We start from the raw sequence: 17,231 nt of genomic DNA, 5'->3' as shown, positions 1-17,231 counted from the left end.
GTTCGGGCGTACTCCGTCCCCAGCTCCTCACGGATGATTCGAGTCGCCTCAATTCCGTCCATCTCAGGCATCATGTGGTCCATGAACACCGCGTCATAACGAACTCCGCCCGGTTCGCTTCCCTGTCGTATTTTTTCGATGGCCTCCGCTCCTCCGGACACGCAGTCCACCTGCAGGCCGTAAGGCGTCAGAAGCCCACGGGCCACGTCCTGGTTGGTCACCACGTCGTCCACCACCAGCACGCGACCGTCAGGAATCGGCGTCCGCACAAACTTTTGCGGCCCTCCGAAGGGTTTTTGTATAAACCGGAAACGCTCCAGAGCCTCCTTCGTGGCCTGGCCGATGGGGTTTCCATCCACGATTCTGAGGGGGATTTCCGCGCTGAAAACGCTTCCCACGCCATATTCGCTCTCCACCGAAATGGTCCCGCCCATCAGGTCGAGAAGCCCCTTCGTGATGGACAGACCCAGGCCCGTGCTCTCAATGTGCCGGTTCATCTTCGCGTCCAGCTGAACGTACTCCGAAAAGAGCTTCGCCAAATCCGATTCCCGAATGCCTATTCCCGTGTCCCGAATGCTGAAGGTGAACAGGGCCTCCTTCACGTTTTCCGGCCCGCTCTCTTTTCTGAAAAATTCGTCCTCCTGGGGAAGTTTGTGCCGGCACCCCACCCGAAGAACGACCCGGCCTTCCTTCGTGTACTTGAACGCGTTGGAGAGCAGGTTGTTCAGTATCTGTTTCACCCTCAGCTCGTCGCCGTTCACCCTGACGGGAAGATTTTTGTCTATTTCCATTTCGAAGACGACGGGTTTGGAGCCGATGCGGACAACGTTCAACTGGGCCACGTCACTGATGAATTCGGGAATGGTGAAATCCACCGGCACCAGCTCGATGCCTCCCGCCTCAATTTTCGAAATGTCCAGAAGGTCGTTGATGATACCCAGCAGGGTCATGGCGGAGCTGTGTATTTTTTCGACGTTCATGCGGGTTTGTCCCTGCAGCTGCCCCCCCAGCTCCACTTCGGCCAGGCCCAGAATGGTGTTGAGGGGAGTTCGAATTTCGTGGCTCACGGTGGCGAGAAAGGCGCTTTTGGACTCCGACGCGTTCTCCGCCGCCTTTTTGGCCTCCACCAGAGCGGACTGCCTCCAGGCCAGGTGCTCCACCATGGTGTTGAAGGCCTCGGCGAAGTCCCCCATGAACTCCATTCTTTGCTGGTAATCTCCCTCGGCCACCCGTTTCGTCTGCCAGGTCATGTGTTTCAGGGAGGAGTGTAGCGCCTTCAGGGGCGCGGCGATTTCATTTTCCGGCGAAGGAAGATTCTCGTACCGCAGTTCTCCCTTCGCCAGAGCTCTGGCCAGATCGCGGGTTTCAATCACGCACTCGCAAAAAAACTGCAGCCCGTCGGCAAAGTCTCGAAAGCCCGCCGGCAGCAGGTTTCGATCCAGTACGGCACGATCGGGACTGTACAGAACGTCGCGCAGATAGTTGAATAAAACTTCAGCGATGGGATCCGTGGCGTTCAACCCCCCGAAACCCGAAAAGTCAACGCCAAAGTCGACAGTCCATTAATCGACAGCCCATTAATGGATGTCCGAAGGGAGGTTCGCCACAACTCCCTGAAAACGGCAGACCCGGTCTCCGCTGGCCCAGCAGTCCACCTCGTGAACGTCGTATTTCTTTCCGGAATAGGCTTCGAGAATGCCGGCGATGAACCCCTCGTCGTAGTTGCAAACGGTTTCGTCCGTAATCGGAAGCCCGCTGCAGTCCAGATCCTCCCCCACGGTGAGAACAATTTCGCCGCTCTCCGCGTCAAAAGCCTCCATGCGCAAAATGCCGATTTTGAGGTCCTTCAGCTTTTTTTGCAGATTCGCCGTGAAGAGGCTGAAGTCCACTTTCAGATCCAGGGTGTTTCGGGCGAAGGCCGTTCCCGCCAGATAGCCCGCCCTGCGGAAGTACTCGTTGGCCTTCTCCTCTCCCACATCTCTGCTTAAAACGTCAAGCATGGTGTATTGCATGAGACGATAGACGAGGACGGGCATTTCCTCCCCCAAATCGCCTCTTCCCTCCTTAATGTCGCCAAGTTTTTCCCAGGAGAACACGCTATGTTTTTTTTCATTTTTCAAGAAAATGTTCTTTTTCATGAAAACTCAGCTCCCTTTTGTCATCACTCAAAACACTCGCAATCCAAAAACGTACAATCCGCCTCCCACGCCGCCGTCCGGGCCGGATCACTCCATGGCGTTTCTTCGAAGCGAGACCATTTCCGCGAAGGTTTGCTCGCAGGCCTCGAAAGCGTCCACAATTTCCGGGTCGAACTGCGTGCCGCGTCCTTCCATAATGATGTGAAACGCTTCCGCATGGCTCAACCCCTTCCGGTAAACCCTGTCGTCCACAAGCGCGTCGTAGACGTCCGCGACGGCCATAAGCCGCCCGCAGAAGGGAATGTCCTTTCCCACAAGACCCCGCGGGTAGCCTCTCCCGTCGTATCTTTCATGATGTGAAGCGGCGATCATGACGGCATATCTGAGGTAAGTCTGGGTCGGAGTGCGTTTAAACATGTTCTCCAAAATGGTGGCTCCCACGGTGGCGTGGGTTTTCATTTTTTCAAATTCCGCCTCGTCCAGGCGGTCCGGCTTCAGGAGAATTCTGTCGCTGATGAACACTTTCCCGATGTCGTGGAGAGGCGCCCCTCGCACCATCATTTCGAGAGCGGCGTCGGACAGCTCGCCCGGAAATCGCCCCCGGGCCTGCAGTTCCTTTCCAATCAGCCTCATGTAGTCGGCGGTGCGGGCCACATGCCCGCCGGTGTTCTCGTCCCGACACTCGATCAGTTCCGCGATGGATATGGCCAGGTGGTCGGACATCTCCCGAACGGCTCCCGTCAGATACGCCTCCCAGGCGGCGATGTTCAGGTGCAGTTTTATGCGGTGAAGCAGGATATTCTTCGACACCGGTTTTTTGATGAAGTCCACCGCACCGGACTGAAGCCCCCGCACCTCCGTGGTCACATCCCGATTCCCCGTGAGGAAAATCACCGGAATATGGCTTAAAACAGGATTTTCGCGGATTCTGGCGATGACGTCAAAACCGTTTGTCCCCGGCATCTCCACGTCCAGCAGAATGAGATCCGGCGTGCTGCGGGCGCAGGAGGCCCAGGCCTGTTCTCCGGAAACGGCCAGAGAGTAGGCGTAATCGTCGGCGAGGATGACCCCGATTTGTTTCAGGCTGGCAAGGTTGTCGTCCACCACCAGAATTTCCTTCATCCTGTCCGTCTGAATGCTCTGAACGTCCGGCGTCCCCTCCGGAGATCTCCTGCGCAGAACGCTCTTTTCTTCCGGAAACTCGTCGATGGAGTCCATAATCGCCCGGAAAGCGTCCACAACGGTCGGGTCGAAATACTTCCCCGCCTCCTGCTCAACGACGGAACAGGCTTTCTCCACACTCATTCCCGGCCTGTAGCAGCGATTGGTTCTGCAGGCGTCGAACACGTTGACCACCGACAGCAGACGGCAGCACAGAGGAATATCCGTCCCCTTCCTGCCCCAGGGATACCCCTTTCCGTCGAAGCGTTCATGGTGCCCTTCGGCCATAATCATCGCGTATTCAAGAAAACGCTGGGAAGGAAGGTGCTGATAGAGCCTCTCCAGCAGACGGCCTCCGATGGACGTGTGATGTTTCACCTCTTCGTACTCCGCCGCGGTCAGAGGAGAGGGCTTCAGCAGAATGATGTCGCTGATTCCGATTTTTCCGATGTCGTGGAAGGGCGCCGCCTGCACCATCATATCCAGGGTTTCCTCGGAAAGCTCATCCGGGAACAGGCCCCTCGCTATCAGCTCACGACCCAGCTTTCGAAGGTATTTTCCGGTCCGCATGACATGGTCTCCCGTGTTGCGGTCCTTGCACTCCACAAGATCGGCAAAGGACTCGACGATGCCGTTTTCCAGGTCCTGCTTCGCGTTGCTGAGGTTGGTCCGGTATTCGTACAGCCGCAGATGGAGCGCGATTCTGTGAAGTAAAATACTTTTATCCACCGGCTTGGTGATAAAATCCACCGCGCCCGCTTCCAACGCCCGAACCTGAGTTTCATCGTCGATGTTGCCGGTAAGAAAGATCACCGGAACGTCGGCGGATTCCCTCAAAGCCTTCAGAGCGGCAATGGTCTGAAACCCATCCATCTCGGGCATTTCCACGTCCAACAGCACGAGATCGGCGCTCTCCCGCTTCTGAAACGCAACAGCTTCCCGTCCCGACTTCACCAGCGAAAACTCGTAACTGCCGGAGAGCTGAGCGGCAACCTGCCTGAGACTCAATATGCTGTCATCCACTACCAATATTTGCTTCATCTCTCATACCACTTTTCTCGTCATAAAATCAAGCGGTAAAATAACATCTTTACGAAAAGCTCCTCTGTTCTCTTGATTTTTACTTTTTTTGTCATAGTGGCTTATTACATCTGATAATGTATAACAATTTTACTTTTTTTACAATATTACTCCAGCCTCACCTGCAGACAGGGGGGAAAAGACCGCCTCTCCGGCGGACGGCGGAATTGCGCATACAGAGCGAGACTGCGTATTTTATACCAAAAATACGCGTAAAAATATAGCATTGACACCTAGCGGAACAGTCCCTCAGAGAGCTGCAAAAAAAGTATCGTGAATTTTTTAGACAGAAATATTGGAACTGTGATGTGATGGAACTGCAAACAGAAAAAATATCCCGTTCACCGCAAAACTGATGTACAGAACACCGCAGGGGGAGAACGGTCCGCTCTCCCCTGTCCGGTCAACGGATCCAGTGAAACAGGATATTTTCCTTCTGTTCGATGATGTCTAGTTCATGATGATCGGCCGTCAGCAACGCGCCGTCGGAAGTGGAGGTCTCAGCCGCCGCAATCGCATCGGCGAGGGAAATTTTATACGTGGCTTTCAATCGACCCGCCTCGGCAAAAACTATATCGCTGATTTCAGAGACAATGGTGACGGGATGCTTTTTCAGCTCGGTTACTACCTGGTCAGCCATTTCCTTTCCAACTGAACGATAAACGTCGTAATAAACTTCTAAAAGGTTCAGCTTATTCATGGAAATATTTGCTTTCCCTTCATAGGCTCTGTTTATAATCGAAGAAACTTCATCGGCTCCGCGTTCGTTTTTCAATAAAGCGATGAGCGCGCAGGCATCCAAAATATAATGTTCGCTCATAAATCGAGCTCCCTGTCGGCGTGTTTACGCTCCAGAAATTTATCCACGGATATTGATTCACACCCGGCAAGCATTCCACGCAAACCCGCCGTACAATCAAATGTCTCTCCTATGGGCGTAAGGCGAATTTCTCCGCCTTCTTCACGAACTCTTACCCTGTCGGTTCGAATCAACCGCAACAACGGCTCGGGAAGTGTATCGGCATTCAATATCAGGTCGTTCATGTGATTCACCTTTCTCGTATCGTGCGTCACAACCGCGTAAGTTTGACCCTGCACGCTTTCTCAGGGATGATTTTATCATTTGACCGACGTCGATCCATCCGTAACCGCCGCGGAAAAAAACAGAGGAGGAAACCTGTCCTCCCCTGTGATGACCCTGTGATGATTTTTTGCTTCAGCTCAGTTTTTTCAAATCAACTTTTTTTAAATCAGCTTTTTTCAAATCAATCAACTTTTTTCGAGTCAGCTTTTTTTCGAGGCGCGTTCGCCTCCGATGAAGATGATGGCGATGATGATCAGGCCCGTGATGATGTTCCGCAGACTGATTCCCAGCCCCATGATGTTCAGAAGGTTGACCAGCAGGTACAGAAACAGGGAAGCTCCCACGATGCCCGACACGTTGGAGTCTCCGCCGGCAATGCTGCTCCCTCCCAGAACCACCACGGCGATGGAGTACATCATATACTCATCGCCCATGTCCAGCGTGGCCCCGCCGATAAAGCCGGACAGCAGCACTCCCGTGGCGGCCGCAAAAATACCGCAGAGCATATAGGTCAGGAGTTTCACACGCATAACGGAGATGTTGCTGAGCCAGGCGGCCCGCATATTCTGCCCGATGGCGTGAATGGAGCGTCCGTAGCGGCTTCGGGCAAGAACGGCGGCCATCAGCGCCGCCACACACAGGACGATCAGGAAAATCACCGGCGCTCCGGCGATCTTCGCGTTGGCAAAACGGGCCAGGGCCGTGGGCGGCTTGATCTGCAGACCCCGGAAAAAGACGATGGACAGGGTCCGCACGATGAAGCTGGAGGAAAGCGTGGCGATCATGGGGGGCATAAGAATCAGCCGGATCAGAATATAGTTGACGACCCCGATGACGGCTCCCGCGGCTATTCCGGCGGCAAAACCCATCAGAATGTTGGCGTTGACCTCGTTCATGGTCTTCATCGCGATGAGCCCCGCCAGGGCGATGGTGTACGGGATGGAAAGGTCGATGTTGCCGGGCCCCGTGGTGATGACCAGCATCTGCCCGATCCCCACCAGAATGAAGAAGGACGCGAAACTCATGGATGCGGCCAGAGTCGCCTCCGCGTTGCCGGATATTCGGGAGATGACGAGGTAGACGAAGACCGCCGCAAGATACGGCCAGAATCGTTTCTGCCGAATCAAACCGGAAAATGCTGAAAACGCCGTGCTTCGAACCGATGCGTCAGACATAATTGATCTTCCCCGTATTTCGGATGAGCCGGCTGATGAGCAGCACCACGAAGATAATCATTCCCTGTGCGCCTATCTGCCAGTCCGGTCGAATTTTCAAAAAAGTAAGGAGCGTCCCCACCAGCGTCATGGTACAGGCCCCCAGCACAGCCCCCAGGGGCGACACCCGACCTCCGGAGAAGGTTCCGCCTCCGATCACCACGCCGGCCACGCTGAAGAGCGTGTAATTCCTCGCCATGTTGGCGTCGGCGCTGGTGGTCACTCCGGCCAGGGCCAGCCCCGCCAGCACGCCAAAAAGTCCGGCCAGCCCAAAAATCAGCACGTAAACCCGAAAACAGGAGTATCCCGCCTGCAAAACGGCTTTGGGGTTGCCTCCCACGCCTCGGGCCAGAATGCCGAACCGGGTTCTGAACACGAGGGCATAGCCCATCAGGGCCAGAAGCCCCATGAACACGATCGGGAAGGGAATCCAGGGGGTCTGCAGCCCGAAGGCGCTCACCACCGGCGCGGGAATGTTTCCTCCCGGCGTGGGCTGAAGCGTTGTGGCAATTCCCGCCCATATGAAGGAAAACCCGATCGTCACGATGATGGAGGGCAATTTTTTCAGGTAAATCATGGCCCCGGCGAACATGTAGACCAAAACGATCAGCACCAGCGAGGCCGCCCCCGTCAGAACGTTTTTGGACATCACCGCTCCGGCGATGCAGGTCACCAGTCCCACCAGGTTGCCCAGCGAAAAGTCGATCTCGCCTATGGCCATGACGAACATCTGCGCGATGGTGGCCAGCGTCAGCGGCATCGCCATGTTCAGCAGCAGCTGAAGCCCGGCGTAACTCATAATCCGGGGGCGAAGAACGGCGATGGGAATGAAAACGAGCAAAATGGAGCACCAGGGCAACAGTCGGCTTTTCATTTTTCCCGTAAAAGAGGCAGTCGGCACTCTGTTCACTTCCAATCAATAAATTCTTCTCAATAAAATTCACTAAAAACTTGAAATTTAAAACGAGCTTTTCAGGATTTCTTCTTCGGTTATTTCGTCTCCCGTCAGTTTCGCCGCAATCTCTCCGTCCCGAAAAACGTAGACGGCGTCGCAGTACCGCACCTCGTCCATCTCCGTGGTGTACCAGACGAAGCTCCGGCCCCTGCTCTTTTCCTCAAGAATAATGCGATAAATCTCGTCCTTGGTCTCCACGTCCACGCCCCTCGTGGGGTCATCCATCAGCACCAGGGGCGCGGAGGACTCCAGACATCGGGCGAAGAGAATTTTCTGCTGATTTCCTCCGCTCAGGCTGAGAATGCCGTCGGTCAGGGACGCGGCTTTGACGTTGATGGTCTTCTGCCACTTCTCCGCCACGGCCCGCTCTTTGCCGGGATGGATCAGCAGAAACTTTTTCACTCTGTCCCAGGTCTGGGCGGTCATGTTTTTGACGATGCTCCACACGGGAAAGATGCCGTCCTGCTGGCGATCTCCCGCCACAAAGGTCACCGGCCCCGTAATGGCGTAATCCCGGTTGCGCTTATGGTCGTAGAGGTCCAGCAGCAGCGCCGTCTGCCCGTGCCCCGCGAGGCCCGCCAGGCCCACGACCTCCCCTCGCCGCACCGTCACCCCGTCCTTCAGGGGACGAACCACAAATTCCTCCAACCCGGACGGAGACGCGCCGGATTCTTTTTTCCCGGCCTCCCGGGCGGAGGCGGATTGAGCGCCGCTCCGTCCCGCGACCCTGGAACTGCCCATTTTCTCCAGAATCCACTGCCGGTCGACGCTTTTCGCCGGAAGATTCCCGACGATCTGCCCGTTTTTCACCACGACGATGCGGTCCGTGCAGGAAAGAACCTCGTCCAGAATGTGGGAGATGTAGATGCAGCTTATTTTCGGGTCCTTGGCCGAGCGGAGGTAATTCATGAACAGCCGGGCCATTCGGGGATCCAGAGCGCTGGTGGGCTCGTCCAGAATGATGAGCCGGGAAGGCGTGTCCGTCACGATAAAGGCCTTCGCGATTTCCACGATCTGACGCTGTCCGAGGGTCAAATCCTCCACGCTGACGAAAGGAGAGATGCCGTGCCCCGGAAAGATGGCGTCCAGCACATTCACCGCCAGCTCCGCCGCCCGGGCGCGCCAGCCGGGTCCGGAAATCGCCGGATGAAAAATTCGAATATTTTCCACCACGGAGAGGTTTGGACACAGGCTGAGCTCCTGAAAAACCGTGCGAATGCCCCTTCTGTTGGCCTCGTGGACGTCGAAATTCTCCACCGTCTCTCCGTCGATCAGAAGCTCTCCCCCGCTCTGAGGGTACGTTCCGGTGATGATGTTGACCAGGGTGGACTTTCCCGCCCCGTTGTGTCCGACAACACCGACAATCTCTCCCTCGTCGATGGTGAGGTTCACCCCGTCCAGCGCCTGCGAATGGAGGAAAAATTTGTCGATATTTCTGAGCTCGATGATATTTTTCATCCCGACGACAACCTCATATTTTTATATTTGAATATTATTCATTATATCAAAATACACCAGTTCACAACACACGATAAAAGGGGCGGAAAGGTCCGCCCCACAGCTTTGTCCATCGATCAAAAGCAAAAGAGATTTTCCCGTCAGATTTTCCAGACTGTTTCAGGCTCGTTTCAGACTGTTTTCCGAACGCAGTCCGTTTCCTTTTTCACTACCTGGGGTCCGCCGGCGCGGGTTTTCCGGCCTTTACGTTGGCGATCAGCTCCTGCACCCAGGCCTGCGGATAATAGACGCTGGCGACGCCGCCCTTTTCCGTTTTGCTCAGGAACTCATCCAGGCGATCCTTCAGGATGGTCAGAGGCGGAACGTTGATGACCTTCGGAACGTCCGTGCCGTTCAGCACCTCCAGCGCAAGCCAGAAGGCGACCTGAACGAGGCTGGGGGAGATGGAGATGGAGATGGTGTCGTACTTCGGATCCTTGGCCAGAAGCTCCTTCCAAGCCTCCAGTTCGTCGTAACGGTGCCCCATGATAATCAGAGGAATGGGACGTCCCGCGGCCTCGAAGGCCTTCAGCGCGCCGTAGCCGTCGCCGCCCTGGGTGACCACGGCCTGAATTTCCGGCAGGGAGGGCAGAATTCCGGCGACTTCCTTCTGGGCCACGGAGCCGGTCCAGTTGCCGTAAACCTCGCCCACGATCTTCAGTTTGGGGTTGGCGGCGACGACGTCGACAATTCCCTTGTGGATCGTTTCGTCCACGAAGGTTCCGGGCAGACCGCGGATCTCCAGCAGGTTGGCTCCGTTGGGGAACTTGGAGGCCACGAACTCGGTCTGATATTTCCCGTCGTAGTAGAAGTCCGTGAAGATACGATAGGCGCTTTCCTCGGTGATGGCGTTGTCGAAGGAGATCACGATGATCCCCGCGTCAACGGCCTTCTTCACCGCCGCGTTGAGGGCCGTCGGGGAGGCGGCGTCGAGAACGATGGCGTCGTAGCCCTCGAGAATGAGGTTCTGAAGCTGGGCGGCCTGCTCGGCGGCGGAGCTTTCATTGGTGGTGAAGACCCGGGCTTCCTCGATCAGACCCTTCTCCTGGGCGACCTTCACGGCGGCCTCGAAGTCCCGAAGCATCGTCTGACGCCAGGAGTTCCCCGCGTAGTCGTTGCTCAGAGCGATACGCCACTTCTTCGCCGCGTCCGCGGTTCCGACGCAGGAGACCAGCACCAGCAGCACCAACACTGTCGCAAAAATCTTTTTCATCGTACAAAAACCCTCCTTAAAATAAATAATTATGATGTGAAACGCATACAGCATGACGCGAAAACACCCGCGTCTTACGCTCTGTTTTTTTCCGCCCTGTAGTAGAGGGCGATGATCGTCAGGATCACCAGCCCGCTCACGATTTTTTTTCCGGCCTCCTGAATGTTCATGACGGTGAGGAGGCTCTCGATCAGGACGAGAAGCACCGCCCCCAGCAGGGTGCCCAGGTAATCCCCCCGCCCTCCGGCCATGGACGCGCCGCCGATGACCACCGCCGTAATGGAGGAAAGGGTGTACTCCGCGCCGATGCCCAAAAAGGCGGTTTCGGTGTAACCCGCCATCATGACGCCCACGATCATCGCCGTGACGCCGGAGATGGTGTAACAGCGGGTCGTGACGCTCATGACGTCGATTCCCGAAAAGGTCGCCGCCGTCTCGCTGGCCCCCACGCAGTAAATTTTGCGCCCAAAGGTGGTCCGGCGCAGAACCACCGTCGCCGCGACGGCCAAAATCAGCCACAGCCACACGGTGACCGGCAGATTCAGCCTGCTGCCCACCCCGAGAACGCGCAAAATCGGAGACGCCTGCCCCTTGGGGGACCCGTGGGTGGCCACCAGGGTGATCCCCGTCACAATAGCGCCGGCGGCCATGGTCATCACCATCGGCGAGATGCGCAGGAGGGCGACCCCCAGCCCGCTGAGAACCCCAAAGAGAGCCCCGATCAGGAGAACCGCCGGAACGGCCCAGAGGGTATTCTCGTTCTGCCCGTTGACGAACATGCAGGTGAAGACGTTGCCCATGGTGATCAGCGCCCCCACGGAGAGGTCGATGCCGCCCGTCAGAACCACCAGAGTCTGCCCGATGGCAGCCACGCCCACGAAAGAGGCCGTCCGCAGAATCACCCCCGCGTGCCGCCAGGAGAGAAAACCCTCCGACACGCTGTTACCCACGAGAAACAGCACCACAATCATGCTCAGGAGCAGGAAATACCGCGCGCCTCGAAACGGTTTTTTCATCGGACGCTCCCTCCCGCGATCTTCCGTCCCAGCCCGCGAATGCGGCTCAGCGTCTCGGGAGACGAGATGACAAGGGCGACGATCAGAATCAGACCCTTCGCGATGTACTGGTAAAACGTAGAAATCGCGAGAAGGTTCAGCACGTTATTGATGAGATAAAAAATGTAGGCTCCCCCGATGACGCCCGCCACGCCTCCCCGTCCCCCCGTGAGGGCCGTGCCTCCAATGACGGTCACCGCGATGGAGTTCATCACGTAGGGCTCGCCCACCAGCGGGTCCGCGGAGAACATCCAGGCGGACTGGTAGGCTCCGGCAAAACCGCAGAGCACGCCGCCCAGGGTGTAACTGAAAAGCCAGACCCTGGCGGGGTGAATGCCGGACTGGACGGCGATGTTCTCATCCCCGCCAACGGCGTAAATCGCGCGTCCCATGGCGGTTCGGGTCACGAGAAGGTGGCAGGCCAGCACGAAGAAAAGAAAGAGGATCAGGGGAATCGGGACGCCCCACAGGTTCCCGCCCACGAACTCCGCCGCGGCCATTGAAACCTCGCCCCCCGGCTCCGGCAGGATGAAAATCGCCACACCCAGCCAGATCGCACTGGTGGAGAGGGTCACAATAAAAGGAGGAAATTTCATCAGGCCCACGATCAGCCCGTTGATGAACCCCATAAGCGCCCCCGCCAGGGGAGGGCATACCGCCCACAGAAAGACGTTGGCCGGCGTGTCCACCCAGGGCATGGAGGCCCCGATCACGCAGCAGAGGCTGATGATGGACCCGATGGAAAGGTCGAGCCCGCCGCTGAGAGTGACGATGGTCTGCGCCAGCCCCGCCAGCACCAGAGGCGTCACCCTGGAAAACAGATTGACGTTGTTCCGCCAGGTGAAGAAGTCGGGGCTCAGGTATCCCGCCACCAGATAGACCAGGACGACAATAAGGTAAACGGGTAAATACAGTCTCAGGTCGCGCCGGTTTTCCGTCATGAACCCGTTCTCCCTTCTTTTTTGAGCCCGGAATTTTTGAGCCCGGAACCGGAATTCGGGTTCGGCAGGGCGTCGGGAGCGGCCACGGAGGCTTTCATGATGTCCTCCTCCGTCAGCCGCGGGCCGGAGAGGTCCGCCGTCACTTTTCCGGCGTTCATGACCAGCACCCTGTCGCAGAGGCCGATCAGCTCGATCATGTCGCTGGACAGGACGATCACCACCACGCCCCGATTCGCCAGATCCCGGATGAGGTGGTAAATCTGGCGCTTCGTCCCGATGTCAATTCCGCTGGTGGGCGAGAGCAGAATCATCAGCCCCGGGTCCGGCAAAAGCCACCTGCCGAACACCACCTTCTGCATGTTTCCGCCGCTGAGCAGACGGCACTCCAGAGAGGCCAGAGCCGCGAAGGACAAGTCGGAGTCCTCGGAGCCGTCCCGGCCCAGGGTTCGAATGTTCAGCCGCCGGATCATCCCGGACACGGCCTCTCGCTCCTCGCGGACCCGAACAAATCCCAGAGTCTGCCGGTCCTTCAGCGTGGCGGAAGCCATATTCGCCGGAACGGAGAGAACGCCGAATCCGCCCTGACGGTTGCGATCCTGGGGCACCAGTGCAATTCCCGAACGGATGGCCTGCATGGGGTTCGCGAAACGCAGCTCCCTGCCCCGCAGAACCATTGAGGACCGGCCCTTCTCCCTCAGTCCGAACATGCTTTCCAGCAAAACGTCCTGTCCCTGTCCGGCGAGCCCTCCAACGCCCAGCACCTCGCCCTCCCGTATGGAAAAGGCGACCTTTCCGCCCGACGGGGAGACGCTCTGAAACGAGAAAATTTCCGGCGCCTGAGTATTTTCCGTTTTTTGAGATAATTTTGGCGGGTAGATGTCCGTGAGCTCCCGCCCCACCATCAGAGAGATGAGTTTGTTTTCATCGAAAAAGCCGATGTTTTCCGTCAGCACCTTCACTCCGTCCTTCATGACGGTCACCCTGTCCGATATTCTGAGAACCTCTTTCAGACGATGGGAGATGAACACCACCGCGCAGCCCTTCCGCTTCAGGTCGTTCATGACGGCGAAAAGGCGCTCGGCCTCCTCGGCGGAAAGGGCGGTCGTGGGCTCGTCAAAGATGACGATATCCGGCTTCTGGAGCAGCACTCTGGCGATTTCCACCATCTGACGACGGGCCATGGACAGACTGCCCGCCAGAAGCGAGGGATCGATGTCCGCCCCGATGAGAGACAGGGCCTGACGGGCCTCCTCCCGCATCTCGCGCCATCGCACCAGGCCGAATCGGGACTTCAGGGCCCCCAAAAAGATGTTCTCCGCCACGGAGAGCTGGGGCAGCAGGGAAAGTTCCTGATAGACCAGGCCAATTCCCGCCTTTCGGGCCTTGTCGTAACCGCCGAAGCGGACGGCCCGCCCCTTCAGCCTTATTTCTCCGGAATCGGGCGCGTAAATCCCCGCGATCATCTTCATGACCGTGGACTTGCCCGCTCCGTTCTCGCCCACAAGGCTGTGGATTTCTCCCCCGTGGACTTCGAGGGTCAGGTCCCGGACGGCCGCGTTTCCCGCGAAACTTTTGCAGAGGTTCCGCAGCTCCAGCGTCGGGGTCCGGGACGGGACATCGGAATGCATCATCGGCTTCAGTACACCATGAAATTCAGCGCACGAACAGTTTTTTAACGACATCCTCCGGAAGCCTGGAGTTGCACCAGTAGCTGTCGGGAAGGTCCATCTTCACGTATTTGTCGATATTTTCGCTGGTGGTGACGGGGACGGGAAGGATCGTTTCCTTTTCCACCTTTTTCCCCTTGAGAACGTCCAGAGCCAGCTCCATGGCCGCCGCGCTGATCCAGGTCGGGCAGCTCGTGGCTATCGAGTCGAATTTGGGATATTTATCCTTTGTTTTCTTCCAGGCCTTGAAGAAGCCGTTGTTGTCCTCGCCGGTGATGAACGGAGGTTCCTGTCCCCGCTCGGTGTAGGCGTCGATAACGGCCTGAGACATGGCGCCGCCCTGAGACCAGATTCCGTCGATCTTCAGGTTGGAGGCAAAAATGGTTTCCATGGCTCGCTTCGCCTTCGCGTAGTCCCAGTCGGCGTTCACCGTCTGCACGATTTTGATGCCGGGATGTTTGGAGAAGACGCTCTCCGCCCCGCCGAAGCGGTCGGCGCTGTCCTTCGTCCCCTTCATTCCGTTGAAAACGACGATGTCTCCCTTGCCGTTCAGGGTTTTGGCCAGCCAGTCGGCAAGGACGCGGCCAAATTCATGCTGATCGATGGTCAGATGGTAGGACTTGTCGGATTCCGTGACGCTGTCGAAGTCCACCACCGTGATGCCTGCCGCCACCGCTTTGGCGATGACGGGGTTCAGTGCCTTCGGAGAGCCGGCGTTGATGATGATGGCGTCCACCTTTTTGGCGATGAGGTCCTCAATGTCCGCGATTTGCTTGGAGACGTCCGCCTCCGCCTGGGTGACGACCAGTTCCTTTACGTCTTTGTTCTGGCTTGCCGCGTACTTCGCTTCCTCCATACTCTGAGTGCGCCAGGAGTTCCCCATGTTGAACTCGCTGAATCCGATCACAAAGGGTCCTTCCGCCGCAAGGGCCGCGGGAACGAGACAAAATGCCAGCACAAACGCAAACAACGTCGCTTTTCTGAACATAAACACTGCACCTCCAATAATGTCTGATTGTCGAATTTCTAAATGACGTTTCCCAAAAACTTACGCTTCCAAAAACACTGAGTAAAGTTCAGGGGGACGGGGAACCGGCATCACCTCCTTCAGTCGTCCAGCCAGGCCGCGGCCCGGCAGGGGGATCCCTCCCGTCCGGGAAGGGCGAGAGGCATGGCGCAGATCGTAAACGTTCTGTCTTTGGGGAGCTTTGCCAGGTTTTTCAGGTTCTCCACGATGGCGTGCCCGCCCCGCAGGAAACAGCGATGCCTCGGGCTCTCGGCGTCTCCCCAGGGATCGATGGACGTGGCGTCGGTCATATAGCAGATCACGCCCTCCGACATCAGCCAGCCCAAAAGGTCCACGGAAGGATAGGCGTACTCCAAATTGTACTGCCGGACGTTGGCGTAGCGTTCAACTCTGGTTCTCAGGACAAAAATTTTCGCCCCGTCCAGGGTGAAGTTCGCCTCTTCGACGGCGGAACGGGGGATTTCTCCCCCCTCCATGCAGGGGTCCACCTCAAACATTTTGGCCCTGCCCCAGAAATGATCGAGAGACATTCGATCGACGGTCTCTCCCCCGTCGCAAAAGTGCAGCGGAGAGTCCACATGCGTTCCCGTGTGGGCGCACATGCTCATGTATGTCACGTTGGCCGGAGCCGTGTTGGTGCATTCAAGCCACTCGTAAACCGGACGCCGGTTTCCCGGCCACACAAGCATATCCGGGTCCAGCGGATACGTCAGGTCGATGATCCTGCTCATTATTTCATCCTCCTCAAAATATCGACAAGGGATTTTTATGGATGCATTTTGCTTCAGGGGCGCCCGCGTCCAAAACAAAGACCACCCCGTAACAATCTGCGGATCTGTACGAAAGTCTCTCAAGCATCCCGCATTCCTCCAGTCGAACGGCAAAATCCGGTTATTATTAAGGAAACGATGCGCAACAAAACAATTCGCACAAACATTAATAAAATAATACGAGAATAATACGATTGCTAATGCAACACTTTATTATAGTGTATCATGAGTTGCGGAGGAGCGGCAAAAATTCCTTTATGCCGTCGTCATGCCGGTTCTGCCTGTGATGTATGGACGCATCGGCCTCCGACAAAGGTTATCAGGACCTCCAGATTTTCATCGAAACAGAGGAGATCGGCATCGTTTCCGGGGGCCAAAGAGCCCTTTCGACCCTCGAGACCCAGCAGCTTCGCGGGGTTGGCGGAGGCGAGCCCCACAATCTCCGGCAGAGGGCGTCCTGTGGCGCGCCACATGTTCCGGACCGCCCGATTCATGGTCAGGGCGCTGCCGGCCAGTGTGCCGTCCGGCAGCCGGGGAACGCCGTCTTCCACTCTCACCCGTCGGCCGGCGAAATCGTACTCTCCGTCCGAAAGCCCCGCCGCACGCATGGAGTCCGTGACGAGCAAGAGACGATCCGTCCCGATGGCGCGGCAGAGGGGCTCGAACAGTTCCGCCCGCACGTGAGCCCCATCCGCGATCAGCTCACACATGGCCCGGGAGCACAGCGCCGCCCCCACCATCCCCGGCGCCCGGTGGTGCAGACCGCTCTGGGCGTTGAACAGGTGGGCGATGGACTTCGCTCCCGCCCTCAGGACCGTCATCGCCTCGTCGAAATCCGCGTCCGTGTGCCCCAGAGAGGGAACGATGCCCAGCCGCAGAAGGGTCCGCAGAAAATCGCCCCCTTCATCCCGACGGGGAGAAAAGGTCACCATGCGAACCACGTCCGCCCGCCTCTCCACCCATTCCGCGTCGGGGACCGCCTCGATGTGAGCCAATGGATGGGCCCCTCTCCGGTTCTCGTCGATCCAGGGGCCTTCCAAATGCAGTCCCAGCACCGCCGCGCCGGGAGTTTCGCGCTTCATGGCCCGTCTCACGCTCTCCGCAACCGCCTCCCGATCCGCCTTCGGGGCCGTGACAACCGTGGGCAGAAACGCAGTGACTCCGTGCTCCGCGAGGCAACGGCAAAAAACGTCAAGGGATTCATCCCCAGCGTCCAGGGCGTCCGCGCCCCCCGCGCCATTGACGTGAACATCAATGAACCCCGGCGAGATGTACGCTCCTGAAACATCCCTCCGCTCCGCCTCGATTCCCTCCGTGCGGTCCTCCGGCAGAAGCGCCAGAATTCTGTCGGAGAAAAGAAGCGCCCTCCCCTCGACAATTTCGTCGGCCAGAAGGATTTTTCCTCCCGTCAGCAGTTTGAGCCCCATCC

At 57.5% G+C, this 17,231-nt stretch carries 15 protein-coding genes; all 15 read right to left on the bottom strand.

What is annotated here, in order from left to right:
* Positions 1-1,520: response regulator (locus tag LBR61_13540; protein ID MDR1733104.1), on the bottom strand; the 1,520-nt coding region annotated here is incomplete at its 3' end.
* Positions 1,521-1,577: 57 nt separating this feature from the next.
* Positions 1,578-2,138, bottom strand: a complete 561-nt coding sequence (locus LBR61_13535) for a 4-vinyl reductase (GenBank protein ID MDR1733103.1) — start codon at positions 2,136-2,138, stop codon at positions 1,578-1,580.
* 87 nt (positions 2,139-2,225) lie between these two features.
* Positions 2,226-4,340, bottom strand: a complete 2,115-nt coding sequence (locus LBR61_13530; GenBank protein ID MDR1733102.1) for a response regulator — start codon at positions 4,338-4,340, stop codon at positions 2,226-2,228.
* A gap of 442 nt (positions 4,341-4,782) precedes the next feature.
* Positions 4,783-5,199, bottom strand: a complete 417-nt coding sequence (locus LBR61_13525; GenBank protein ID MDR1733101.1) for a PIN domain-containing protein — start codon at positions 5,197-5,199, stop codon at positions 4,783-4,785.
* A complete protein-coding gene (locus tag LBR61_13520) occupies positions 5,196-5,423 on the bottom strand; it encodes a hypothetical protein (protein MDR1733100.1) in 228 nt (75 codons plus the stop codon). Before LBR61_13520 ends, LBR61_13525 begins: the two co-directional genes overlap by 4 nt.
* Positions 5,424-5,663: 240 nt before the next feature.
* Entirely contained in the window at positions 5,664-6,638 is a 975-nt protein-coding gene (locus LBR61_13515) for an ABC transporter permease (GenBank protein ID MDR1733099.1), read from the bottom strand.
* Positions 6,631-7,551 (bottom strand): ABC transporter permease, encoded by a 921-nt coding sequence (locus tag LBR61_13510; GenBank protein ID MDR1733098.1) that lies wholly within the window; start codon positions 7,549-7,551, stop codon positions 6,631-6,633. The genes LBR61_13515 and LBR61_13510 overlap by 8 nt, the downstream gene beginning before the upstream one ends.
* A gap of 84 nt (positions 7,552-7,635) precedes the next feature.
* Complete coding sequence (locus tag LBR61_13505) at positions 7,636-9,090, bottom strand: sugar ABC transporter ATP-binding protein (protein ID MDR1733097.1); 1,455 nt, start codon at positions 9,088-9,090, stop codon at positions 7,636-7,638.
* 208 nt (positions 9,091-9,298) lie between these two features.
* Positions 9,299-10,342: an ABC transporter substrate-binding protein gene (locus LBR61_13500; protein ID MDR1733096.1), complete on the bottom strand. Its 1,044-nt coding sequence runs from the start codon at positions 10,340-10,342 to the stop codon at positions 9,299-9,301.
* Positions 10,343-10,416: 74 nt separating this feature from the next.
* Positions 10,417-11,358: an ABC transporter permease gene (locus LBR61_13495; protein ID MDR1733095.1), complete on the bottom strand. Its 942-nt coding sequence runs from the start codon at positions 11,356-11,358 to the stop codon at positions 10,417-10,419.
* On the bottom strand, positions 11,355-12,338 hold the full coding sequence (locus LBR61_13490; protein MDR1733094.1) for an ABC transporter permease: 984 nt from the start codon (positions 12,336-12,338) through the stop codon (positions 11,355-11,357). The genes LBR61_13495 and LBR61_13490 overlap by 4 nt, the downstream gene beginning before the upstream one ends.
* Positions 12,335-13,969, bottom strand: a complete 1,635-nt coding sequence (locus tag LBR61_13485; GenBank protein ID MDR1733093.1) for a sugar ABC transporter ATP-binding protein — start codon at positions 13,967-13,969, stop codon at positions 12,335-12,337. The genes LBR61_13490 and LBR61_13485 overlap by 4 nt, the downstream gene beginning before the upstream one ends.
* A 22-nt stretch (positions 13,970-13,991) precedes the next feature.
* Positions 13,992-14,993: an ABC transporter substrate-binding protein gene (locus LBR61_13480; GenBank protein MDR1733092.1), complete on the bottom strand. Its 1,002-nt coding sequence runs from the start codon at positions 14,991-14,993 to the stop codon at positions 13,992-13,994.
* A 119-nt stretch (positions 14,994-15,112) separates the two neighbouring features.
* The gene (locus tag LBR61_13475) at positions 15,113-15,763 is read right to left on the bottom strand and encodes a cyclase family protein (protein MDR1733091.1); all 651 of its coding nucleotides are present in this window, start codon (positions 15,761-15,763) and stop codon (positions 15,113-15,115) included.
* A gap of 305 nt (positions 15,764-16,068) precedes the next feature.
* Entirely contained in the window at positions 16,069-17,229 is a 1,161-nt protein-coding gene (gene nagA, locus LBR61_13470) for an N-acetylglucosamine-6-phosphate deacetylase (protein ID MDR1733090.1), read from the bottom strand.
* Between the last annotated feature and the right edge of the window lie 2 nt (positions 17,230-17,231).

This window comes from Synergistaceae bacterium (assembly GCA_031272035.1).
Lineage (GTDB): Bacteria > Synergistota > Synergistia > Synergistales > Aminobacteriaceae > JAISSA01.
Note: the sequence above shows the minus strand (reverse complement) of the source record. Positions and strands in the feature narration are given on the sequence as shown.

What these genes read in the sequence shown, in the direction of transcription:
- LBR61_13525 (MDR1733101.1), bottom strand. Translation starts at nt 5,199, where the DNA reads ATGAGCGAACATTATATTTTGGATGCCTGCGCGCTCATCGCTTTATTG.
- LBR61_13495 (MDR1733095.1), bottom strand. Translation starts at nt 11,358, where the DNA reads ATGAAAAAACCGTTTCGAGGCGCGCGGTATTTCCTGCTCCTGAGCATG.
- LBR61_13515 (MDR1733099.1), bottom strand. Translation starts at nt 6,638, where the DNA reads ATGTCTGACGCATCGGTTCGAAGCACGGCGTTTTCAGCATTTTCCGGT.
- LBR61_13480 (MDR1733092.1), bottom strand. Translation starts at nt 14,993, where the DNA reads ATGTTCAGAAAAGCGACGTTGTTTGCGTTTGTGCTGGCATTTTGTCTC.
- LBR61_13500 (MDR1733096.1), bottom strand. Translation starts at nt 10,342, where the DNA reads ATGAAAAAGATTTTTGCGACAGTGTTGGTGCTGCTGGTGCTGGTCTCC.
- LBR61_13490 (MDR1733094.1), bottom strand. Translation starts at nt 12,338, where the DNA reads ATGACGGAAAACCGGCGCGACCTGAGACTGTATTTACCCGTTTACCTT.
- LBR61_13530 (MDR1733102.1), bottom strand. Translation starts at nt 4,340, where the DNA reads ATGAAGCAAATATTGGTAGTGGATGACAGCATATTGAGTCTCAGGCAG.
- LBR61_13520 (MDR1733100.1), bottom strand. Translation starts at nt 5,423, where the DNA reads ATGAACGACCTGATATTGAATGCCGATACACTTCCCGAGCCGTTGTTG.
- LBR61_13475 (MDR1733091.1), bottom strand. Translation starts at nt 15,763, where the DNA reads ATGAGCAGGATCATCGACCTGACGTATCCGCTGGACCCGGATATGCTT.
- LBR61_13505 (MDR1733097.1), bottom strand. Translation starts at nt 9,090, where the DNA reads ATGAAAAATATCATCGAGCTCAGAAATATCGACAAATTTTTCCTCCAT.
- LBR61_13510 (MDR1733098.1), bottom strand. Translation starts at nt 7,551, where the DNA reads ATGAAAAGCCGACTGTTGCCCTGGTGCTCCATTTTGCTCGTTTTCATT.
- LBR61_13535 (MDR1733103.1), bottom strand. Translation starts at nt 2,138, where the DNA reads ATGAAAAAGAACATTTTCTTGAAAAATGAAAAAAAACATAGCGTGTTC.
- LBR61_13485 (MDR1733093.1), bottom strand. Translation starts at nt 13,969, where the DNA reads ATGATGCATTCCGATGTCCCGTCCCGGACCCCGACGCTGGAGCTGCGG.
- nagA (MDR1733090.1), bottom strand. Translation starts at nt 17,229, where the DNA reads ATGGGGCTCAAACTGCTGACGGGAGGAAAAATCCTTCTGGCCGACGAA.